20 protein-coding genes are annotated in these 20,955 nt (G+C 60.3%); 3 read left to right on the top strand and 17 right to left on the bottom strand.

What is annotated here, in order from left to right:
- The first annotated feature begins 152 nt into the window (after window positions 1-152).
- Both ICA15_RS00210 and ICA15_RS00205 read left to right on the top strand, forming a co-directional pair.
- On the top strand, window positions 153-1,646 hold the full coding sequence (locus ICA15_RS00210; protein ID WP_150602495.1) for a sensor histidine kinase: 1,494 nt from the start codon (window positions 153-155) through the stop codon (window positions 1,644-1,646).
- Window positions 1,615-3,072, top strand: a complete 1,458-nt coding sequence (locus ICA15_RS00205) for a sigma-54-dependent transcriptional regulator (protein WP_210555538.1) — start codon at window positions 1,615-1,617, stop codon at window positions 3,070-3,072. The genes ICA15_RS00210 and ICA15_RS00205 overlap by 32 nt, the downstream gene beginning before the upstream one ends.
- Before the next feature lie 156 nt (window positions 3,073-3,228).
- Here the strand turns inward: ICA15_RS00205 and ICA15_RS00200 are convergent, their stop codons facing one another.
- The 3 genes from ICA15_RS00200 to ICA15_RS00190 form a co-directional block, all read right to left on the bottom strand.
- Window positions 3,229-3,576 carry a hypothetical protein gene (locus ICA15_RS00200; protein WP_210555539.1) on the bottom strand — a complete coding sequence of 116 codons (348 nt, stop codon included), beginning with the start codon at window positions 3,574-3,576 and terminating at the stop codon, window positions 3,229-3,231.
- A gap of 68 nt (window positions 3,577-3,644) precedes the next feature.
- Complete coding sequence (locus ICA15_RS00195) at window positions 3,645-3,953, bottom strand: addiction module antidote protein (protein WP_150602284.1); 309 nt, start codon at window positions 3,951-3,953, stop codon at window positions 3,645-3,647.
- Window positions 3,954-3,955: 2 nt separating this feature from the next.
- Window positions 3,956-4,249, bottom strand: coding sequence for a type II toxin-antitoxin system RelE/ParE family toxin (locus ICA15_RS00190; RefSeq protein ID WP_150602283.1), 294 nt, complete (start codon window positions 4,247-4,249; stop codon window positions 3,956-3,958).
- 280 nt (window positions 4,250-4,529) lie between these two features.
- Between ICA15_RS00190 and ICA15_RS00185 the strand changes: the two genes are divergently transcribed.
- Window positions 4,530-5,336, top strand: a complete 807-nt coding sequence (locus ICA15_RS00185) for a class I SAM-dependent methyltransferase (protein ID WP_210555540.1) — start codon at window positions 4,530-4,532, stop codon at window positions 5,334-5,336.
- Between the two features lie 152 nt (window positions 5,337-5,488).
- Here the strand turns inward: ICA15_RS00185 and ICA15_RS00180 are convergent, their stop codons facing one another.
- The 14 genes from ICA15_RS00180 to ICA15_RS00115 form a co-directional block, all read right to left on the bottom strand.
- Window positions 5,489-6,181, bottom strand: coding sequence for an N-acetyltransferase (locus ICA15_RS00180; protein WP_150602281.1), 693 nt, complete (start codon window positions 6,179-6,181; stop codon window positions 5,489-5,491).
- Window positions 6,178-7,368 carry a GNAT family N-acetyltransferase gene (locus ICA15_RS00175; protein ID WP_210555541.1) on the bottom strand — a complete coding sequence of 397 codons (1,191 nt, stop codon included), beginning with the start codon at window positions 7,366-7,368 and terminating at the stop codon, window positions 6,178-6,180. The genes ICA15_RS00180 and ICA15_RS00175 overlap by 4 nt, the downstream gene beginning before the upstream one ends.
- Window positions 7,369-7,372: 4 nt before the next feature.
- Window positions 7,373-8,062 (bottom strand): N-acetyltransferase, encoded by a 690-nt coding sequence (locus ICA15_RS00170; RefSeq protein WP_150616529.1) that lies wholly within the window; start codon window positions 8,060-8,062, stop codon window positions 7,373-7,375.
- Window positions 8,063-8,124: 62 nt separating this feature from the next.
- Window positions 8,125-10,044 (bottom strand): hypothetical protein, encoded by a 1,920-nt coding sequence (locus ICA15_RS00165; RefSeq protein ID WP_210555542.1) that lies wholly within the window; start codon window positions 10,042-10,044, stop codon window positions 8,125-8,127.
- Complete coding sequence (locus ICA15_RS00160) at window positions 10,041-11,348, bottom strand: oligosaccharide flippase family protein (protein ID WP_150602277.1); 1,308 nt, start codon at window positions 11,346-11,348, stop codon at window positions 10,041-10,043. The genes ICA15_RS00165 and ICA15_RS00160 overlap by 4 nt, the downstream gene beginning before the upstream one ends.
- Window positions 11,345-12,346 (bottom strand): polysaccharide deacetylase family protein, encoded by a 1,002-nt coding sequence (locus ICA15_RS00155; RefSeq protein ID WP_210555543.1) that lies wholly within the window; start codon window positions 12,344-12,346, stop codon window positions 11,345-11,347. The genes ICA15_RS00160 and ICA15_RS00155 overlap by 4 nt, the downstream gene beginning before the upstream one ends.
- 15 nt (window positions 12,347-12,361) lie before the next feature.
- Complete coding sequence (locus ICA15_RS00150; RefSeq protein WP_100845612.1) at window positions 12,362-13,498, bottom strand: glycosyltransferase; 1,137 nt, start codon at window positions 13,496-13,498, stop codon at window positions 12,362-12,364.
- Entirely contained in the window at window positions 13,491-14,459 is a 969-nt protein-coding gene (locus tag ICA15_RS00145) for a glycosyltransferase (protein WP_210555544.1), read from the bottom strand. The genes ICA15_RS00150 and ICA15_RS00145 overlap by 8 nt, the downstream gene beginning before the upstream one ends.
- Complete coding sequence (locus tag ICA15_RS00140; protein WP_210555545.1) at window positions 14,456-15,823, bottom strand: O-antigen ligase family protein; 1,368 nt, start codon at window positions 15,821-15,823, stop codon at window positions 14,456-14,458. Before ICA15_RS00140 ends, ICA15_RS00145 begins: the two co-directional genes overlap by 4 nt.
- Complete coding sequence (locus tag ICA15_RS00135) at window positions 15,820-16,923, bottom strand: glycosyltransferase family 4 protein (RefSeq protein ID WP_411959646.1); 1,104 nt, start codon at window positions 16,921-16,923, stop codon at window positions 15,820-15,822. The genes ICA15_RS00140 and ICA15_RS00135 overlap by 4 nt, the downstream gene beginning before the upstream one ends.
- Window positions 16,908-18,500 (bottom strand): GumC family protein, encoded by a 1,593-nt coding sequence (locus tag ICA15_RS00130; RefSeq protein WP_210555547.1) that lies wholly within the window; start codon window positions 18,498-18,500, stop codon window positions 16,908-16,910. The genes ICA15_RS00135 and ICA15_RS00130 overlap by 16 nt, the downstream gene beginning before the upstream one ends.
- Before the next feature lie 16 nt (window positions 18,501-18,516).
- Window positions 18,517-19,539, bottom strand: coding sequence for a polysaccharide biosynthesis/export family protein (locus tag ICA15_RS00125; RefSeq protein ID WP_150616521.1), 1,023 nt, complete (start codon window positions 19,537-19,539; stop codon window positions 18,517-18,519).
- Between the two features lie 21 nt (window positions 19,540-19,560).
- Window positions 19,561-20,208: a CpsD/CapB family tyrosine-protein kinase gene (locus ICA15_RS00120; RefSeq protein WP_150594859.1), complete on the bottom strand. Its 648-nt coding sequence runs from the start codon at window positions 20,206-20,208 to the stop codon at window positions 19,561-19,563.
- Entirely contained in the window at window positions 20,208-20,954 is a 747-nt protein-coding gene (locus ICA15_RS00115; protein ID WP_150602269.1) for a sugar transferase, read from the bottom strand. The genes ICA15_RS00120 and ICA15_RS00115 overlap by 1 nt, the downstream gene beginning before the upstream one ends.
- Window position 20,955: the final 1 nt, after the last annotated feature.

Below are 20,955 nucleotides of genomic sequence, written 5' to 3'. Positions count from 1 at the left end.
GTTGCAAGGCGTCATTAACGCAATCTCGGCCCGGTGCGCAGCCAATAGCGGCAAAATAGAATCATCAGGCCGTGAGTCACGTTCATTGCCGCCTACACTGATCAGTGATGGCGGCAACGAACGGATTGATGCACAACCTCCAGGGCACGGCCATGCAGCGACAGGAATCACAAAAAATACCTGCGCCGAGCGCAACGGCAGCAGTGTGCACAGGCTGGCGCGGGCAGTTCAATTTGCTGCGCTGGTTTTCGCTGGGCAGTTTTCTGATCATCGCGGCCGTAGCGCTGGGGTTGGGCTATATCTCCACGCGCTTCGTGGTCACCGAAAGCGTGGAGCGCGATGCGCTGCTTACCGCGCAATTCGTCCAGGCCATCGGCGAGGCCGAAATGCGCCACGCCAAAATCAACCCGAACCGCACCATGGGCGAAATGCTCGACCCACGCGAAGACAACAGTTACCCCGACGTCGATCCGGCGGTGCACGCTTCGGCACGCATTGAGTTTCTCGACCATGTCGAACATTTGCCCGACGTTCTGTTGGCCACTGTTTATGCGCTTGATCGCACGATCATCTGGTCAACCAACCCGGAGCTGATCAACGTCAAGATTGAAGACGATGACGAGTTGCACGAGTCGTTCGAAATGAAAGTCCCGGTGTCCTCGAGCTACCACAAGATCGACGACGAGAAGCCTGAGCAGCGACTGTCGCGCGAGCCGAAATACCTGTTCATCGAGAATTACATTCCGATGTTCAATGCCGACCAAAGCAAAGTCGTCGCCATGGTCGAGATCTACAAGGAACCGTCCGATCTGGTCGACCGGATCGACCGTGGATTCGCCTCGATCTGGGCGGCGACCCTGCTCGGCGGCGCAGCGATTTATCTCGGGCTGTTCTGGATCGTGCGCCGCGCCGCAACGCTGCTGCAAAGCCAGCAACAGCAACTGATCAGCAACGAAACCTTTGTCGCGCTGGGGGAAATGTCCTCGGCGGTGGCGCACAGTTTGCGCAACCCGTTGGCAACCATTCGCTCCAGCGCCGAACTGGCTCAGGAAGTCGCCAGCGACGGCGCCCAGCGCAATATAGGCGACATCATCAGCCAGGTTGACCGCATGTCACGCTGGGTGCGCGAGTTGCTGGTGTCGTTACGGCCAATGAGTGACGACGGTGAGGCGGTGGACTTGCTCGCGACGGTCGAAGACACCCTCGGCGCGTTCGAGGCGCTGATTCGACGCAACGGAGTTGTCGTGCGATTCACCCCGCAAGATTGCCCGCCCATCGTCAGTCAGCAGGTGCTGCTCACGCAAATTCTCAACAGCCTGTTTGCCAACGCCCTCGAAGCCATGCCCAAGGGCGGCGTGTTGACCGTGGAGATCGAAACGCTGCAGCCCGATCAGGTAAGCATGATCCTGGGCGACACAGGCAAAGGCATGAGCGCGCAGCAGCAGCAACTGGTGTTCAAACCGTTTTTCACCACCAAGCAGGGCGGGCTCGGCGTAGGTCTTGCTTTGGTCAAAAGAATCATGGAACGGTTTCAGGGGTCGGTCGTCTTGACCAGCCGCGAGCAGGAGGGAACCCGCGTCAGTCTCAACTTTAAAGTGGCATCGGGAGGGGAATATGGAACACAGCATTCTGCTGGTCGAGGATGATGAACTGCTGGCCGACAATATTCAGACCTACCTGGAGCGCAAAGACTTCGAGGTGACCGTCTGCCATTCGGCCGAAGACGCGCTGGAGCAACTGGAAACGCTCATGCCGGATATCGTCCTCACCGACAACTCGTTACCGGGCATGAGTGGTCATGACCTGATCCAGAAGCTGCGCATCAGCGCGCCGGATCTTAAAGTGATCATGATGACCGGTTACGGCAACGTCGAAGATGCGGTGGTGGCGATGAAGGAGGGCGCCTTTCATTACGTCACCAAACCGGTCGCACTGCCGGAACTCAAACTGCTGCTCGACAAGGCCCTGGCCACCGAGCGAATGGAGCGCACGCTGTCGTTTTATCAGGAGCGCGAGGCGCAGAAGTCCGGGGTGCAGGCGTTGATTGGCGAATCGGCGCCGATGCAGTACCTGAAGAACACCATCGGCCAGTTGCTCGACGCCGAACGCCGCATGGCCAACACCGATCTGCCGCCGGTACTGGTGGAAGGTGAAACCGGCACCGGCAAGGAACTGGTGGCCCGTGCGTTGCACTTCGACGGCCCGCGCAGCAAAGGCCCGTTTATTGAATTCAACTGTGCGTCAATTCCGTCGAATCTGGTGGAGTCCGAGTTATTCGGTCATGAGAAAGGCGCGTTCACCGACGCCAAGGATCGCCGTGTCGGTCTGGTGGAAGCGGCGGATGGCGGCACATTGTTTCTCGATGAAGTCGGCGAAATGGACCTGCTGTTGCAGGCCAAGCTCTTGAAGCTGCTTGAAGATCGGACCATTCGCCGCGTGGGTTCGGTGAAGGAGCGCAAGGTCAATTTGCGGGTGATCAGCGCGACCAACTGCAACCTTGAGCAAATGGTGCAGCAGGGCAAATTCCGGCGCGATCTGTTCTTCCGGTTGCGGATCATTTCGATCAAGGTCCCGCGCCTGCATGCGCGGGGCGAAGACATTTTGCTGCTGGCCCGGCACTTCCTCGCCAGCCATGGCAAGCGCTATGGCAAACCGAATCTGCATTTCAGTGATCAGGCCGAAGAGTTGCTGCTCAGTTACACCTGGCCGGGCAATGTGCGCGAGCTGCGCAACATGCTTGAGCAAACCGTGCTGCTGGCGCCGAACGACACCATCGCCGCGCACCAGTTGAACGTCTGCATGAGCCTTTGTGACGAGTTGCCACCGCAACATCAGCATCAGCAGCATCAACATCAACATTACGAACCGGCGCCGCATTACGAGCCGCGTCCGGCCAGCAACATGGAATCAATGAACCTGCCGGAAGTCGAGCGCGACATGGTGCGCAAGATGCTCGACAAGACCGACTGGAACGTCACCAAGTCCGCCCGCTTGCTGGGCCTGAGCCGCGACATGCTGCGTTATCGCATTGAAAAGCTCGGCCTGGCCCGACCGGATAAACGCCAGTGGTGAGTCCAGTCTCACCGTAACTCCGCTGTGCGAACGATGGAACAATGGATACGCACCCTGTAGGAGCTGCCGCAGGCTGCGATCTTTTGATCTTTAAAAATCAACATCAAAAGATCGCAGCCTGCGGCAGCTCCTACAGGAGGTGTTCAGGGCTCGGTCTCAATGCTGCTGGCGGCTGAGGCAAGCCAACAGGCACGTCGGATCCAGCACCTCGTCATTCACATAAATCCCACGCTCGGCATCGTACGTGCGGACAAATACCCGCACCGTCGCATCCGCCACGGTCGGCAGTTGCGAATCACGAAACACGTGGCGATCCGGGATGACCACGAAATCCTGCGGCGCGGTGTCATCAAACGGCCGTGGCGGCTGCGCGGACAACGACGGCGGAGCGGGGTGGGCGAAGGGCTGGTTCGGCCCGTAGTAGATAAAATTGCTGTCCAGCGCGTGCGCCTGTGTGGCGGCGAGCAGACAACCGGTCAACAACAGCCGTTCGAACATTTGCATGGCGGCACCTGCGAGTGCGGTTTTCCCCAAGGCTATTAACTATAGCTGCCCTGCGGCAGGTCCCGCATTCAAGACGCCGATTGATTGATCACATGCCCCGGCTGTGCGCAAAGATCGATTCCAAGGGCATGGATGATCTTCAAAACCGTATCGAAACGCGGTTTTGCGCCTGGCGCGAATGCCTTGTACAGACTTTCACGACCCAATCCTGAGTTTTTGGCTATTTGCGTCATTCCGCGGGCCTTGACCACATAGCCGATTGCTCGAAGAAACTCTTCGTTATCCCCGTCCAAGAGGACTTGAGACAGGTATTCGCTGATGGCTTCGTCACTGTCCAGCAGCGCTGCCATGTCGAAACTCGTCAAGGTCTGGCTCATGGTTAAACCTCCTTTGCCATTTTTTTTGCGCGTCGGATGTCTGCGCTTTGTGAGGATTTATCGCCTCCGGCCAACAGGACGATCATTGCACCGTTACGCATTGTGAAATACACCCGGAACCCCGCGCCGATATCTACGCGCATTTCGGACACGCCATCGCCCACTGATTTAACATCGCCGAGATTACCTGTAGAGGCTCGATCAATGCGACGTGCGATGGCCACCTTGGCCCGCAGGTCGCGAATTGATCGATGCCAAGCGTGGAAGACTGCTGTCTGTTGAATAAGATAATTCATTGCCCGACTGTATCCAAGTGGATACGAATAAGAGGTCGGCCGAATCCTTTATCAATAATGGAAGCATCGGCAGCGTATGTAGGCAGAAAGCCCCAAACGTGTAGGAGCTGCCGAAGGCTCGGGCCGCGATCGGACGATCTTTTGATTTTTAAAAGCAAGATCAAAAGATCGCAGCCTGCGGTAGCTCCTACAGAGTTGGCTTACAAGTTTGCAACAACCGCAACTGGCGGTTGATCTAGACTCGGATCCGCTCAATCAGGAGCATCGTCCGGAGTGCGCCATGGAAGTGCCAAACAATAAAACCGCCATCGAAAGCAATCGTCAGGCGTGGAACGATTCTGCTCGTCATCATCAGGATTCGCCGGACTGGCAGGCATTGCTCAGCGAAGTCGCGCAGGCGGATTTTTCCTGCCTGGACGACACTTTGTGTGGCGTGCTGGAACAGGTCGGTGTCGACGGTAAAGAGGTGATTCAACTGGGTTGCAACAACGGCCGTGAGAGCCTGTCGCTGTTTGCCCTCGGTGCGCGGCAAGTGGTTGGAGTCGACCAGTCGAGCGCCTTTCTCGAACAGGCCCGCGAGCTGAACAGTCGGTCACCGCACAACGCCGAATTCATCGAAGCCGATATCCATCACCTGCCGGCGACGTTGCACAACCGCTTCGACGTCGCGCTGATCACCATCGGCGTGCTGAACTGGATGCCCGACATCGGCGAATTCTTCCGCCACGTCGCGCAGGTGCTGAAACCGGGTGGACAACTGGTGATCTACGAAACCCATCCGTTTCTGGAAATGGTCGATCCTGATGGCGAAGACCCGTATCGCCTCGCGAGCTCGTACTTCCGCGCTGAGCCGTTCGTGCAGGAAGAGCCGATCGTCTATGTCGGCAAGGTCGAACAGCAGGCGGCGAAATCCTACTGGTTCGTGCACACCCTCGGCGCGATCTTCAGCGGCGCCATCGGGGCAGGGCTGAACATCGCGCACTTCAAGGAGTATGCGCATTCGAATCGGGAAGAGGTGTATGACCAGTACCTGAATCAAGAAGCGCAGTTGCCGATGTGTTTCACCCTCATCGCCGTCCAGAACTGAGGTCTGTATTGCCCTGACTGGCCTCATCGCGAGCAGGCTCACTCCTACACTGGATCGGCGTCTACACAAAGTTTGTGCTCGCCGAAGCCCACTGTAGGAGTGAGCCTGCTCGCGATGGCGGCCCAATAGCCGCCATCAATCTCGGGACTGAATCAAGCCTGCGCCGCTGCCGTCACCACCGGTCTTTCCGGCTTGCGCAAAGCCTCCAGTCTTGAGCCGCTGTAGCGTGTTTCGCGGTAGAAACGCCAGTGCCCGAACAGGTCGTAGACGTGGGTGATACGCCCCTGTTCCTGATAGCCCAGACGCATATGCATCTTCAGGGCCTGTACATTGGCGCCGTCGCAGATATCCACCACTTTTTCGAAACCTCGGGTAGCCATGACTTGCCAAAGTGCGGTCTGTGCATCGACGGTCAAGCTACTGCCGAAATACTGCCGGGTGATTTCGGCACCGAACTGAAAGTATTCACCGGGCTTGACCGGGAACGTGCAGCGGTAGAAGTGGCGGTCGTAATAGTCGCGAGTGCTGGCCCAGACGAACCCGACGGTGTGATCGTCCTGGTCCAGGTACATGTGCCCCGTATGCCCTTCAGCGGCCAGCTCGGCCATGGTCTGCACGCGGTCACCAAAGTACTTGCTGAATGCCTTGGCGTTTTCTTCGGTGATGTCGACTCTGCGCAAACCTTCACAAGGGCGCAGTTTGTTCGGGGCAATCGGCGTGACCAGATCGCGCTCCATCCACAGCAATTCACGGTGAGCGAATACGTAACGTTTGCCCAGCGCGCCAAGGGTGCGGCGCAGGCCTCTTTCTCTGATGCGCAGAAGCAGTTTTTCGATGGCTTTCATGATGCTCTCCGAGGTGCTAGCCCAGGTGTGGTGGATGGTGTTGCCGGTTGAGTTTCGGATGTGTTCGCCGCTGTCGACTTGCCGGCACGCCGTGCGCGCCATTTTTGCAGGGACGGTTTGACGTGGTGCCAAAGGCGTAGCCCCAGGCCCAGCAGCAAGCCGCTCGGGCGCCACGAGTAGAAACTCCAGCGCCAGTGTTCCAGTTGTCCGGTCATGCGTTCGTGCAGTTGATGGCTGGAGCTTTCCAGGCTGACCCGCGACGCATCGATCCAGCGCCAGTGCTCATCCAGCCCCCAGCGAATCCATTCCTCCAGCAACACCCGGCCGCTACCGAGGTCGGCGTACTGTGGCAAAAACGCCAGGTTGTAATCGTAGAGCCGGCCCTGTTCGAGCAGGCCGAGGCGATAGCTGATGCAGCGGCCGTCCAGCTCCAGCGTCACGACCCGCACCAGGCCTTGGTCGGCGAGGGCGGTGAAGGCGCTTTCCATCCACTGACGACTGAGTTCGGTGGCGAAAATCCCGACGCCCTCGTCACCTTTCCAACTGACCGACTCGACTTCCTGCAGCGCTTCTAAAATCGTAGGCATCGACAGCGCATCGGGGGTGATTCGCCGCACTTGCGCACCGCATGCAGCAATCCGTTTGCGCGCCCGACGCAGCTTGTAGCGTGGGTCGCCGGAGACCTCGCGATGATCGGCGTCGCTGATCAGATGCACCGGCACCCGGCAACTCAGGCGTCGTTCAGCAGTGGAACTGCGTGCCATCCATTCGGTGAGCGCACTTTCTTCACCGGCAGGTTCCGACAGTTCATTGAGTTGCAGCAGCGCATGGGGCAGACGCTCACGAATCAGCACCAGCGCTTTGTGCATGTCTTCGCTGCCGAGCAACGACAGCAGGGCCAGGCGATCGGCCAGCGGATAACCCAAGTGATGCAAAACACGAAACGGCACGCCAGCGAAGCGTTCGCGGCTGGCCACCAGTGGCAGGCACAGATGCAATTGCTCTGCTTCCCAGCCGAGCAGAATGTGCAGGCGCTGATCTTCGCCCAAGGCCTGTTCTGCCGCGCACAACCAGCCAAGGTTGTTGAACGGCGTGTGGTCGGCCACACGCAGACGCAGTACCTCGTAGGCCGCTGCCGGGAAATCGGCAGCGCACAGGGACGTGCGCCATTCGAATCGCATCACCATAGGTTCAGGCCGCCGTTGCTGTGACAGGTGGACGGGAAGGTTTACGCAGTTCTTCCAGGCGCGAGCCGCTGTAGCGGGATTCGCGGTAGAAGCGCCAGCGACCGAACAGCGTGTAGATATTCATGATCCGCTGTTGTTCGGTATAGCCCATGCGCACGTGCAGCTTGAGCGCCGGGATGTTTGTCGACTCACAGACATCGACCACTTTGCTGCAGCCTTCCTCGGCCATGGCTTTCCACAGGCGCACTTGCACATCGACTGACAATTCGGTGCCCCAGTAGGCGCGGGTCATTTCGCCACCGAATTCGAAGAACTCGCCGGGTTTCACCGAGAACCGGCAACCGTAGTAATGCCGATCGAAATAATCGCGCGGCGTGCCCCAGATAAACGCCACGGCATCGCCATGCTCGTCGACATGCATATGCCCGGTGCGACCTTCATTGGCCAGCTCGGCCATGACGCCGACACGATCGCCAAAGTAACGGGTGAAGGCACTGGCGTTGTCTGCGGTGATCTTCATTACGCGCAGCGGTGGGTAGGGTTTGAGGTTGTGCGGCGGCACGGGGCTGACCAGATCACGCTCCATCCACAGCAATTGCTGATGGGCGAAAATGTACTTTCTGCGGATCTTGGCCAAGGTCGCTCGCAGGCCGTTACGACGGATATGTCCGCTGAGTTTTTGCAAAAGATCCATGGTCTCTTCTCCTGATGAAGGTAGCCACGCGCGGCATGACGCTCGCAGGGCAGAAGGGCGGCTCATGAAGCGCTCCAGCTCAGGGCAAACAGGGTTTGCCCCGGCAATTCGAAACGCACGCGCCCGTTTTCACAGACAAACGGTGCGTCCTGTCTGCGATTGTCGGCGCCGAAGTAACGCAGGGCGCCATGTTTCAGCGGGCATCTGGCACCGCTTAGTTCAACCCGTTGCAGGCGCGTGCCTTTGTTCACCCCAAGCAGTGCGCGCTGCTCGTCGCCGGCCATCGCCAGGACATCCACCTCAAAAGCGTCGTTATCCAGTTGCAGCACTTGCGGCAGCCAATGCCGCGCGATGAATTGCTGGGCAAGGCCCACCGGTTTCAATTCCAAACGACCATTGTCCAGCACCCGCACCATGCCTTTGCCGTAGGGCGGTTCATCGGCTGCCTGAAACCAGTTGAGCATGGTCAGCAGCCCATCCTGAGACGCGTTGATCACCACCGAGGCCCACCACAGCGAGGTGAAATGGGTTTCCTGATCGTAGGGGCTCAGGGCTGAGCCACTGGACAGATTGGTCTGATCCAGCAGCAACGCTTTGCGTGGTTGCCCTTTGGCGTCCAGCCCCACCAGGTCTGCTGCGCGGCGCACGCTGTCGCGGTAGACCCGGGTCGCGAGCAGGTCGCGAATCATCCATTCATGCCAGGCCAAAGCATCGACCTGATCGGCAGATTCACCGAGCAGACGCCGCGCCCAATCGATACCGCGCTTGTCCGCCGCGTTTTCGGTGAACGGCCCATTGACCAAGCGTGAGCTGGCCGGCATCGCGATGCGCACGCCAGCCTTGGCGTTGGCCGGATCGCTGCGCACCTGCCGCGCCATGCTGTTGAAGATCGCCCGGTATTGTTCGTAGCTTGAATAGTTGAGGTTAGGCTCGTCGGCGAAACCGATGTAATGCGTGCCTTTGCCACCCAGGGCACGGGTGCCGGCGAGCCAGGCGTCGAGGCCGCTGTTGCTTTGTACATCGGCGCGCAGATCGGCCTGACGCCCGGTGCCGGCGAGCAGGGTGATGTCCTGGCGAATGCCGAAGCGATTTTGGTAAAGCTGACGAAAAGCGTCTTCGAAATGCGGATTCTTCGAGGTGACGTCAACGAAGCTGTAGTAACTCGCAGCGCTGGGTTTCAAGGCATCGAGTAGGGCGTGACTGGACGGCGGCGGTACGAGGTAAGGCAGTGCGATTCCCAGATCCGGCGTGCGTCCGAGGACTTTGTCGTGCAGGGTCAGACGCGTTTGCCCCGGTTCTGACTGCAAGGGTTTGAGCTGCTGCGGATTCTGCGCAAACAGATTCGCCGTGCCATCGAGCCAGAATGCTGCTTTGCCCCTACCTTGCAGAAGCAGGCGCCAGACCTGCGGTTGTTCGCTGACGGGCAGCGCGACTTGATCGAACTGCCAATAGGCACGATAGGGTTTCAGTGCCAATGACAGTTGCTGTCCATCGCCAACCCGCTGTGCCTGCAAACCGCTGATGCCGCCATGGAACTTGCCGGCCAGCACCGCATGTTCGCCGGGTGCGACCCTGAAATACAGCTCAGTGCCGTTACGCACTTCCGCGCTGAAATGCACCTTGGCCGGGGCAAACAGCGCCACGGTTTTTTCGTCATGTTCGATCCGGTAACCGCGGAAACTGTAGCCGGGAATCTCCAGTTGATAACTCGCCGCACCAGGCGCCAGCGGCCAGCTCTGGCTGCCACGGGTTTCATTGGCCTTGATCAACCGTTCTCCCTGCAACTTGCCCTGACCGTCGAGCAGGTACAGATGCTCTTCGTTGGCCTCTGCCTGCCATGCTGGCACCCAACTGACGGTCACGGTGTCCGCGCGATCGGCCTGCAGATACAAACTGCCGTCGCGGATATCGCCCCAGCGCATCGACGCCGCGTAGGCGTCCAGCGACAGGCCGAGACCGAGCAGCAGGGCCAGGCGTTTCATGCTGCCTTCCGGCGTTGCAACATCAGCCACATCGGGGTGATGTCGCTGGGCAGAATGATCAAGGTTTGCCAGAACGGCACGCCACTCAAGCGGCAATAAAGCACCAGCATCGCCACGGTGACAGCCAGATAGGCGATTGAAGAAGCCGCCGCCGCACCGACAATCCCGTAGGCAGGAATCAACAGCAGATTCAGCGCCAGATTGAACACCGCGCCCAAGCCCATCAATAGCGACACCGTGCCGGGGCGGTCTTTGCCAATCAAGTCCAGACGCAGAATGCTCGCGTAGCACAGGCCCAGCAGGCCTGGCAGCAACGCAAGCAGCGCCGGATACGCCGGTTGATACGCCGCGCCGAACAAGGTGATGATCAACCATTCTCCGATCACCGCCATCGTGATGCAGGCGCCCAACATCACTGTGGCAGTCAGGCGCAGCGCCAGCGGGGTAACTTTGTCCATGCCTTTGTCCTGTTGCAGCAGGCGCTTCATCAACGGTGTGGTCACCGCTTCGGGGACGATCAGCAGCAGTTCGGCGGCTGCGCTGGCCATCGCGTAGTGACCCAGCGCGGTGCTGCCGAGCAGGGCGCCGATGAACAAGTAGTCGGAGCGCAGGATGACTTGCTGGAACAGCAGATCCGGATGGCTGCGTGCACTGAAGCGCAGCAGTTCGTTCTGGCTGGCGCGGTCCCATTGCAGCTGCATCGGTTGCGCGCGTTTGAGCCACATCCATCCCACCAGCACCACCAGGCTGATCCCGGCCAGCCAACTGATCAGCGCCGCTTCCAGCGCAGCACTTTTCCACATCCAGAACAGCGCAAGAAACAGCAGCAGCGGCGCCAGCGATTCGATCAGGCGCAGCACGTTGAACGCGACCACGCCGCCAGAGGCGTTGTGCAATGTCAGCAGGCCGCTTTTGAGTACGGTCAGCGGCACCGCCAACAGCAACAGCCAGGCCAGCAGACCGAGTTGCATCGTTATATCCAGTTCGCCGCCGAACTCACGCACCAACGCAACCACCAGCAAGGTCAGCAGCCCCGCCAGCAGACAGCCGAACACCAGCACCTGAGCGAGTAGCAAACCCATCGGCCGCTGCTTGGCCGCTTGATAGCCGACCGCTGAATTCAGCCCGCCACTGGTGGCGGCGCTGATCAAGTCCGGCAGGGTGCTGAGCAAAGCAAACAAGCCGCGTTCACTCGGGCCCAGAATCCGCGCGAGCAACACGTTGCGCAGCAGACGCAAGGCGATCATCGCCAGTTTGGTGCCCATGCTCAGGGCCAGATGCTTGAGGTAGTTGCCTCGGCTCATGTGCGTGCCCCCCGAAAGATGCGTAACGACAGCAGTTCGGGATTGCGTGCGGTGCGTTGACTGACGCCGAAGCGCGGCAGGTTCAAAGGGTCGCCGGCCCCACGATAGAGACCGGTAGCGGTGCCGAGGGCAAACGGATAATCGTGATTGGCGAGCTGCTCGCGCACGCGCTCATCGTTATCGCCGTTGGGGTAGCAATACACCGGTAACGGCCGATTGCAGCCGTTGTTCAAGGCGTCGCGACTGCGGCTGATTTCCTGGGTCAGGCGCGCACTATCAAGGCCTGTAAGAATCGCGTGGCTGGCGCCGTGCGGGCCGAACCGAATCAGCCCCGAAGCTTCCATTGCGCGCACCTGATGCCAGTCCAGGGCCTGCGGCAGAGAATCCTGCGGGCACTCGACGGTGAGCCGTTCCAGCACCTGCGGGTCGAGATCTTTCAAACTTTGCAGATAATGCAAAAGGGCCAGACTGCGCCGCTGCACATCGATGTCATCGACCAGCACCGGCAATGGCTTACCGATCGAACGCAGGTATTCGATCAAATGCATCCGCGCCTTGTCGCCATGGCTGCCCCACAGCGTTTCGCCCAGGCTTTCCCACCAGAATCGTTGACGACTGCCAATGAAATCGGTGGAGAGAAAAATACTCGCCGGCACCTGATGTTTTTGCAGCAGCGGGAAGGCGTTGACGGCGTTGTCGCGCCAGCCGTCATCGAAGGTCAGCGCCACTTGCGGGCGCTCGGTGCGCAGCGAATTTGGCTGAAGGATTTCCATCAGCGGCACGCAATCGAAATGCTTGCGCAGCCACACCAGCAAATGCTCGAAGGCCTGGGGCCCGACGCACAGTTCATTGCGGTGCGGCAGATCGGCGGCGCGGTCGTTGGCCAGCACCCGATGCAGCATCAGGATCACCCCGGCGCCATGCAACTGATTGCGGCCCACGGACGAGTTGAGATAGAGCCAGCCACTGGTGCGTTTTAGAAGTTGTTTGATCGCCATGGCCTCAGTCCTTTTTTATCGGTTCTGTTCCGGATTCCACTGGGCATACCGCTGGCCGCGCAGAAACTGCCACAGGCCGAGGCTCATGCCCGCCAGGGTGACCAGCAAAAACGCCGCCAGACGGAATGGTTTGGGCAAACGGTGTTGCGAATCGAGCAGGCCGGCGATGGCGATCGTGTAGCCGATCAACTGCGCGATCAGGCTCAAGCGATAAAAGCCGTGTTCTTGCCACAGCCAGAAGTTGCTCAGCAGCAACGGCAGCAACAACACCGGCGCCAGTCGGCGGACCAATTTGTGGCTGATCAAGGCGATCGAATACAGGCCGTGCTTGAACGGATTGAGCAGCTCGCTGCGTTGCGCCAGGCTTTGCAAGCCGCCAACGGTGACGCGCTGACGCCGGCGGAATTGTTTGCCCGCCTCATCGACGCCATGGTCGATCACTTGCGCTTCAGGCACGTAGACGATGCGTTTGCGTGCCACCGGAGCACAGGTGCTGATAAAGAAATCGTCGTTGACCTCGGCCGGCACGTTCTGGAACAACTCGCGGCGCAGAGCGAGCAGGGCGCCATCGGCGGAAACCATGCAACCGGTGCGATTCTCCACGCGGCGCAGCCAGCCTTCGTAGTGCCGGTACAGGCTGTCACCGACGCTCAGGCCCCCGCCGGTGACCGGAATCACCATGTGCCCGGCACAGGCGCCAACTTGCGGATCGCTCAACGGCGCGAGCAAGTGGCCGAGGGTGTCGCGTGACCATTGATTGTCGGCATCGGTGAACACCAGAATGTCGCCGGTACTCAGCGCTGCGCCGGCATTCAGCGTAGCGGCTTTGCCCTGGCGGGGCAGGTCGAGCACGGTAATGCGCGGATCAACCACTTTGTGCGCGCAGGCCACGGTGTCATCCGTCGAGCCGTCGCTGGCGAGAATGATCTGCAGCGTCGCCGGCTGATAATCCTGAGCCAGCAGCGTGCGCAACTTGTGCTCGATGTGTCGCGCCTCGTTATGCGCGGCAATCACGATACTGATGTTCAGCGGCGGCGCCGGCGTATGGCGCCAGGCCGGGAACAGCGGCGCCAGCAAGGTCAGCAGCAGCGGATAACCGACGTAGGCGTACACCGGCAGCAGCAGGCACATCCAGAAAATGAATTCAGCCACGGGCAGGCCTCCTGGCGTTCCAATGACACAGACTGAGAACAAGTGCCGCGCTGGGCAGGTGCAGGCGTAACCAGTGCAGACCCCACAGTTGCAAGGTGAGGCGAACGTTGTGGTGCTTGATACTCTGCCGCACGCTGAGCACCAGACTCGGCAGCAGGGTCAGCACTAGCAGGATCACCGCGAGCTGCGCGAGGCCGGCGAGCAAGGCAACGATCAGGAGAAAATCCGTCACCCAGACCAGCAACGACAGCAGCGGAAAACGCAGCAGGCGCAGGCTCATGCCGTGGGTGCGCAGCAACTGCAGGTGACTGCCCTGACGCCACAGTTCCTTGCCCATCCACTCGCGCCAGTTCATTTCGTAGCCCCAATGCAGGGCGATGCTGGTATTGATCGACAGCAGCCGTGCGCCCTGTTTGCTCAGGCGCAGGGTGTATTCCTTGTCCTCACCGGTGCGCAGGGTTTCGTTGAAACCGCCGACGACATCGAACCAGCGTTTGCGCATCAGCAGGTTGGCGCTGGGCAGCCAGTCCACGGTGCGGCTGGCGTGCGCTGATGGCCGCAGCATGCGCCGTTGCCAGGCGGTCGCGTACCACGGCGCGGCGGCGGGGGTGTGCAGGTCCAGGCCGAAGATGTCGCCCTGAGCGTCTGCTTCGAGGGCGAACAATTGGCTCAGCCAGTCTTCGGGCATTTCAATGTCGGCATCGATGAACGCCAGCCATTCACCACTGGCAACCGTTGCGCCACGATTGCGCAAGGCGCCGATCAGCAGGCCGGGCAACACCAGAACCTGTGCGCCGAATGCGCGGGCGATCTGTGGCCCGTCATCAATGGAGCCGTTGTCGACGACAATCAGTTCACAGTCGATGTCGGCGGCGTTCGCGGCTTTGCGAGCGGCCAGGAGGGTGCGGCCGATGTGCCGTGCCTCGTTGTACATCGGAATGACGATGCTGATCCGGCTCATGTCCTGGCCTCCGTCAGCGGTGCTTGCTCGGCTTTCAGGCGCAGCACCCAGGTCAGGGCAAGCATGATCCACAGGTATTTCAGGTTCGGCGCGCTGAGAAACATCAGAAACAACGTCAATGACAGAAAACTCATTCCAAGATGAGTCACCACGTCCGCGTGCTGCCACTCGCGCCGTTGCAGCCACGCGCGTCGTGCGCGGATCAGGTTGTAGAAACCCTGCACGAGCATGCCGACAAACAGCAGGCCGGCCGGAATCCCCAGTTCGCTGAAAATCTCCAGGTAAGTGTTGTGCGCCCGGCGATACAGGTCACCGATCTTGCGGTTGGCCGAGAATGCCTTGGCGTAACCGGTGGTCGCGTAGTGCAGCGGGAAGGTCCCGGGGCCGGAGCCGAGCAGCGGATGTTCGCGGATGATCTGGCTGCCGACGACAATGTAGGAGGCGCGACGGCCGAGTGATTCGTCCTGAGCCTTGGCCCCGGCGCTCAAGATACTCAGCGACTGGATGCGTGCCAGATAACCGGCAGGCATCGCATAAATCGCCAAGGGCAGCACGATGGCGGCGCCGAGCATGGCAAAGCCGAAATGCCGGGGACGGATGCGGGTGAGGTGCTGGCGGTAATGCCAGACACCGATCGCCAGACTCAAGGCCAGTACCACCAGCCCCGAGCGCGATTCTGTCTTGGTCATGCCGCCGAGCAGCAAAAGGCAGCAGCCAGCCCAGAACAAACGCTGCAAAAGGTTCGGACTGCGAATCACCAGCAGCAGGCCCAGCGGCACGGCGAAGGCGATCAGCAGAGCAAAGGCATTGGGGTCATCGAGCAGGCCGGCGGCGCGGCCCTTGTCCTGGAATCTGCTGGAAAACATCGCCATGGCGCAGGTGGCGCTGACGCTGAGCGTGACCAGCCGGGCGAACAGATCAAGGTTCAGCTCGCGGCCGATCAACAAAGTGATCACGAACAGAATCAGGCCCACGCTCAGTTCACGCAGATGACTCTGAGACATGCCCAGGTTGTCGGTGGCGAGCAGGCTCAGCAGATACAGCGCCATGAAACCGATCAGGTAGCGCCACAGATTGCTGCGCAAGCGCTGCGATGGAATCTGGTGCAATGCCAGTTGCAGCATCAGGATCAGCGCCAGCGAAGCACCGAGGAATTTGCTCCCGGAAAACATGCTGTCCTTGAAGAACCCTTCAAACGGCACCAGCGCGGCAATGCCAAGCAGGCCCCAGGACGGTTTGCGGTACAGCACCGTGAAACCCAGCAGCCCCAGCACTGCCCCCGGCGCCAGATAAGGATAAGGACTGACCAGCAAAGCCATGCAGACCAGTGCCAGCAGACTGACGATCGAGAGCGGGAAAATCATGCGCGTGCCTCCCGTGCGGTGCGGATGTACAGCTGCGACCAGTGTTCGGCCAAGGCCTTGAGGTCGTAGCGATCCTGTTGCGTGCGTTTCGCGTTGTCGCGCAGTTGCCGGGCCAGGCCCGGTTGCATCAGCAACGTCTCGAGCTGGCGGGCGAGGGCTGCGCTGTCGGTGGGCGCGGCGAGCAGGCCGTTATGCCGGTCTTCCAGCACATCGGGAATCCCGCCGACCGCGAAGGCCACCACCGGCACCCCGGCCTGCATGGCCTCCAGCAAAATCATCGGCGTGCCCTCGGTGCGCGAGCTGATCACCAGCGCATCGAGTTGCTGCCACCAGCGGCGCATGTCGGTCTGATAACCCGGCAAACGAATGCGCTGCTGTAAACCGGCGGCATCAATGCGCGCCTGCAACACCTCGCGTTCCGGGCCATCGCCGAGCATCACCGCGTCCAGTTGCGGGTGTTGCACGCACAGCGCAATCAGCGCGTCGAGGAACAGATCCGGGCCTTTCTCGCTGCTCAGGCGTCCGACGTAACCGGCGAGCCAGCGCTGGCGATCAGCATTGGGAATCATCTCGGCGTGAGCCGGCAAACCGTTGGGAATCACTTGCAGCTTGTCGGCCCGCACGCTGGCCAGGCGGTGAATGGCCGCGATGCTTTCGGCCACGCACACCACCCGATCAACCGATGCGGTGCGGCACAGTTGCAGGCTCAGCCAGGTGTAGAACTTTTGTTTGCGGCTGCGCGGGGTGAAACCGTGTTGGGTGATGACCAGCGGCAGGCGCAACAGCGTCGCGCCGAGCCAACCGAATAACAGCCCTTTGAAATTGTGCGTATTGATCAGCGGCCGTTCGCTGCGGCGTTGACGCAAGTGCCGCAGCAAGGTGCCCAGGCCAGTGCAACCTTGCGCGTCGACCCCGGCCTCACGAAAGCGCGCGATCAGTTCCGGCGGCGCGTCGAGGAACAGCACTTGATGCTGCCCCGGCGTCGCCAGGCAATGATCGAGCAACATGCGCTCGGCGCCATAGAAGCCACCGCTGCTGAGCAAATGAATGATCGGCAGGGCGGCGTTCGGCGGGGTCGACAGGTTCAATTGCGCACCCAGTGCACAAAGCCTGGCACCGACCAGTTTCTGTGCGGATTGCCCGGCAGCGCGTCTTGCTCGTTGATCACCAACAGCACCGGCAGCCCCAGTTCATGGCTGATTTGCGCCGGATGTTTGAAGCGATGATCAAAGAACTCCCGCACATAGACGAACGCGATCGCCAGCAGCAGGCCGGTGAGCATGCCGAACGGAATTATCAACATCGGTTTTGGGAACGCTGCTTCAGTCGGCTCGAACGGCGGACTCAACACCCGGGCGTTGGACAGGTCGTTGTCCAGCGAGCGCGTGGTGCTGCTTTCGGCAAAGCGCTGCGCGTAGGTCGAGAACGCGGCGTGCAGGGCGCCTATCTCCGTGTCCATCTGCCGCAGCTTGCTCTGGGTTTGCTGCAACTGGTGGATACGCTCCTTGAACTCGGCAATGCGCGCGGTTTTCTGCTCGATCACCTGGCTGACCACCGACAGATCGATCGTGCGCTCCTGGATGCGGTTATTGACCACTTTGAGGAACTGCTGGCGAGTGCGGGCAATTTGCTCGCGGGTCAGCAACATCGGCTCGCTACCGGGCTGGAACACCGCCAGATCATTCATGTAGCGGCTGACCTGAGTGGTCAGCGCCTCGCCCATCTGTCTGATCTCGCGGTCTTCGAACGCGATGTTGTCCACCGTGGTGGTGAAGGTGAACGGAAAGGTGTAGTCGTTGAGTTTGTTGGTGTTGGCAGCGGCCAGACTGGTTTTCAAGTAATCGAGCCAGCGCTGGCTTTGCAGCAAGCGATCGCGGTACAGATTGAGTGCCTGCTCCTCGGTGTTGATTGCATTGAGGCGAAAGGTGATTTCCTCCTTCGGGTCGGACGAACCGACACCTTCAAGCAAACTCAGCCGAGCACCTTCCAGTCCGTCGAGGCGCACCTGGTATTGATGCTTTTTGGTTTCATAAAACGAATGCGGCAGTTCGATCGATTGCAGCGCCTGACGGCTGACCAGATAGTTTTGCAGCAAGGCTGCGACAAACGTTGTGCCCTGGGCTGGATCCGGGAAGCTGTAGACAATCGAAATCACATTGGAACCCGGCAGGGTTTCGATCTTCAGATTGTCGATGGCTTCTTGCGTCAAGCCGTCGAGTACCGTGTCGCGCACGGGATCGGTTTCCAGGCCCAGCGTGCTGCGCAGCGGGTTGACCACGTATTCGCGCAACGGCGAGCTGACGTAGCGTTTGAACGGTTCACCGAGCAGCTTGCTGAGCATGCCTGGCGCTGGGGTGTACTCGCCGTTGTCGCGCAGCTCGCTGATGGTCTGACGAATCAGCGCCGGCGAACGCAGGATATTGCTTTCGGTTTCCATGTCCGCCAGCGACGGCGGAATGAACGTGGCGTTGTCCTGGGTCAGCGAGGTGGTCGCATCGCCCTGGGAAAGTTTTTTCGACTGCACGATCACCTGCGCGGTGATATCGAAGCTCTGCTTGAGCAACAGCGGCAGCACCAGCGCGATCACTGCAAAGATCAGGAAGACACGCTTCACCAGTTGTTTGTTGGCGAAGAAAATCCTGAAGAACTCGTGCAGGTAATTTTCTTTTGGGTTCATGTCGTTCACCTGAGAGTCAGTTGTCACTGCCTTTGTTGTCGACGCGGTAGCCGAAGCTGAACCCCACGCCCTGGAACAGCACCACGTCGGCCAGTTGGCGGGCGAGTTCGCCGGCGCTGGCAAGCTTGGTTTTTGGCACGTAGAGCATGTCGTCCGGTTGCAGGTAGGCGATCTGCGGAGCCTCGCCTGACAACGCCTTTTCGACGTCGTAATTCATCGCCTGCACCTGATTGCCATTGCGCCGCATGATCACCACCGAATCGAGGCGCGCCTTGACGTTGGTGCCGCGGGCGAGGGTCAGGGCTTCAAGCACCGATACCGGACGGCGGATCGGGTAGGAGCCAGGCTGGGCCACTTCGCCCAAGACGTAGATCTCGTTGCCAGCCGTGGATTTGAGCAGCACATCGACGCTCATCCGCCCTGGCAATTGCGCGTATTTTTTGTTGAGGAAGGCTTCCAGTTGATTGACGGTCATGCCTTGCATTGGCACGGCACCGATTTCCGGGAAGCTCGCGTAGCCGTCAGTCCCCACGGTGATCTCGCGGCTCATGCCGGTGGCGGGGTGGTTGAGGGCACTTTTGAGGTTCTGTTCGTTGCTCAACGGGCTGAGGACTTGCACGCTCAGCTGATTGCGGTTGGGCTGGAACAGTTGTTTGCGTTGATAAACCCGCTGGATTTCCTGGCGCGCTTCCTCGCTGGTCAGCCCGGCGATTTTCACCGAGGTGTTGGCGCCCGGCAGTTCGATGGTGCCGTCGGGCAGCACCAGTTGCGTGCCGTTGAGCTGGCTGGCGGCGGTGAAGTTCAGGCCGATCTGGTCACCCGACTGGACGCGGTAAGCGTCCGAGCCGCTGGTGCTGATGTGGAAAATCACATCCAGCACGTCTTTCGGGCGCAGGGTCTGCTCGACCCTCGGCATATCGGTTGCCTGGGCGTTGGCCGGTGCGGCGGTGAGGATATTCACCGGCATGTTGCGGGTATCGGTATTGCTGGAGCAGCCCGCAAGCGGCAGCAACAGCAGGACAAGCATTTTGGCGTTCATGGCGTCATCCTTTGCGTTCGCTTACAGGTTTTTGTAAAGCCACTTGGGCATGTAGTACTTGCGCCGGTTGAACACGCTACCGACCACTTTTGCCCCAGCCTGGGTCAGCCGTTGCACGGCAGCCTGGGCGACTTCCCAACGGGTATCTTCGGCGCGAACCACGAACACCACGCCATCGACCTGGGTGCTGATCACCAGCGTGTCGGCGGCGGAATACACCGCGTCACCGTCGATCACCACGAAGCGGTACTGGCTGCCCAACTGGTCGAGCAACGGGCTCAGGCGTTCGGCGGTCAGGTGTTCCATGGTGCGGATCGGCCGGCCGTTTGGCAGCACATCGAAGGGCAGGCTCGAGACCTGCACGACGCAGTCCTGCAACAGCGGCGGGTTGTCCGGGTTGAACAGCAGGTCGCGCAGGCCGCGCTCCTTGCTCAGGTTCATCTGCTGGGTAAGGTTGCTCGCCGACTGGCTGGCGTCGACCAGCAGCACCTGGCCGCTGCTCATTTGTGCCAGTTGACTGGCCAGTGCCAGCGCGCTGGTGGTGGTGCCGGCGCCGGGGTTGGCGGCGGTCAGGAACAGAATCCGCAGATCCAGATCCAGCACGGTCGATGTCAGGTTCGATTCGCTGGGGTTGGCGATGCTCAGGCTTTTATTGGTTGAACCGTCCATTAGCTTGCTCCGTGGCCGCTGAATACTTTGAAGGGGGTTTTCAACAGGATCTTCAGATCAAGCAAAAGGCTCTGCTCGGCGATATAGCTGAGGTCCAACTCAACGCGCTGGTCGAAGTCGATATTGCTGCGCCCGGAGATCTGCCACACGCCGGTCATGCCGGGGTAGATGCTCAGGCGTGCGAGGTGACTGTCCTTGTAGCGATAGGCGTTGAAGGAGGTCGGACGCGGGCCGACCAGGCGCATATCGCCGCTGATCACATTGATCAGGTTGGGCAGTTCGTCGAGGCTGGTCCGGCGCAGGAAACCGCCGATACCGGTGATCCGTGGGTCTTTGTCGATCTTGAAATCAATGGCATCGACACCGTGTTTGTTCAGGTGGCGCAACGATTCCTTGAGGTCTTCGGCGTTGGCGACCATGGTGCGGAACTTGTACATGCCGAATTTGCGCCCGCGATAGCCGGTGCGTTTCTGCACGAACATCACCGGCCCTGGACTGGTGAACTTGACGGCCAGCGCCAGACCGATCAACAGCGGCGAAAACACCAGCAGAATGACCAGCGCGCCAAAGCAGGCGACCACTCGATTGGTGCGCGACAGCTGCCATGGTCGGCCACCGTCACGGCCAGTCATCCAGCCGCGGCCCTGGCGATGAATCGCGGCATCGAGGCGCATGCGGTGCTCGGGATCAATGCGCTTGTCACGGCGCAGTTCCTGCATCGGTATTGTTTTTTCATGTCCAGTCATA

It is taken from the genome of Pseudomonas sp. P116 (assembly GCF_020149425.1).
Lineage (GTDB): Bacteria > Pseudomonadota > Gammaproteobacteria > Pseudomonadales > Pseudomonadaceae > Aquipseudomonas > Aquipseudomonas anatoliensis.
Note: the sequence above shows the minus strand (reverse complement) of the source record. Positions and strands in the feature narration are given on the sequence as shown.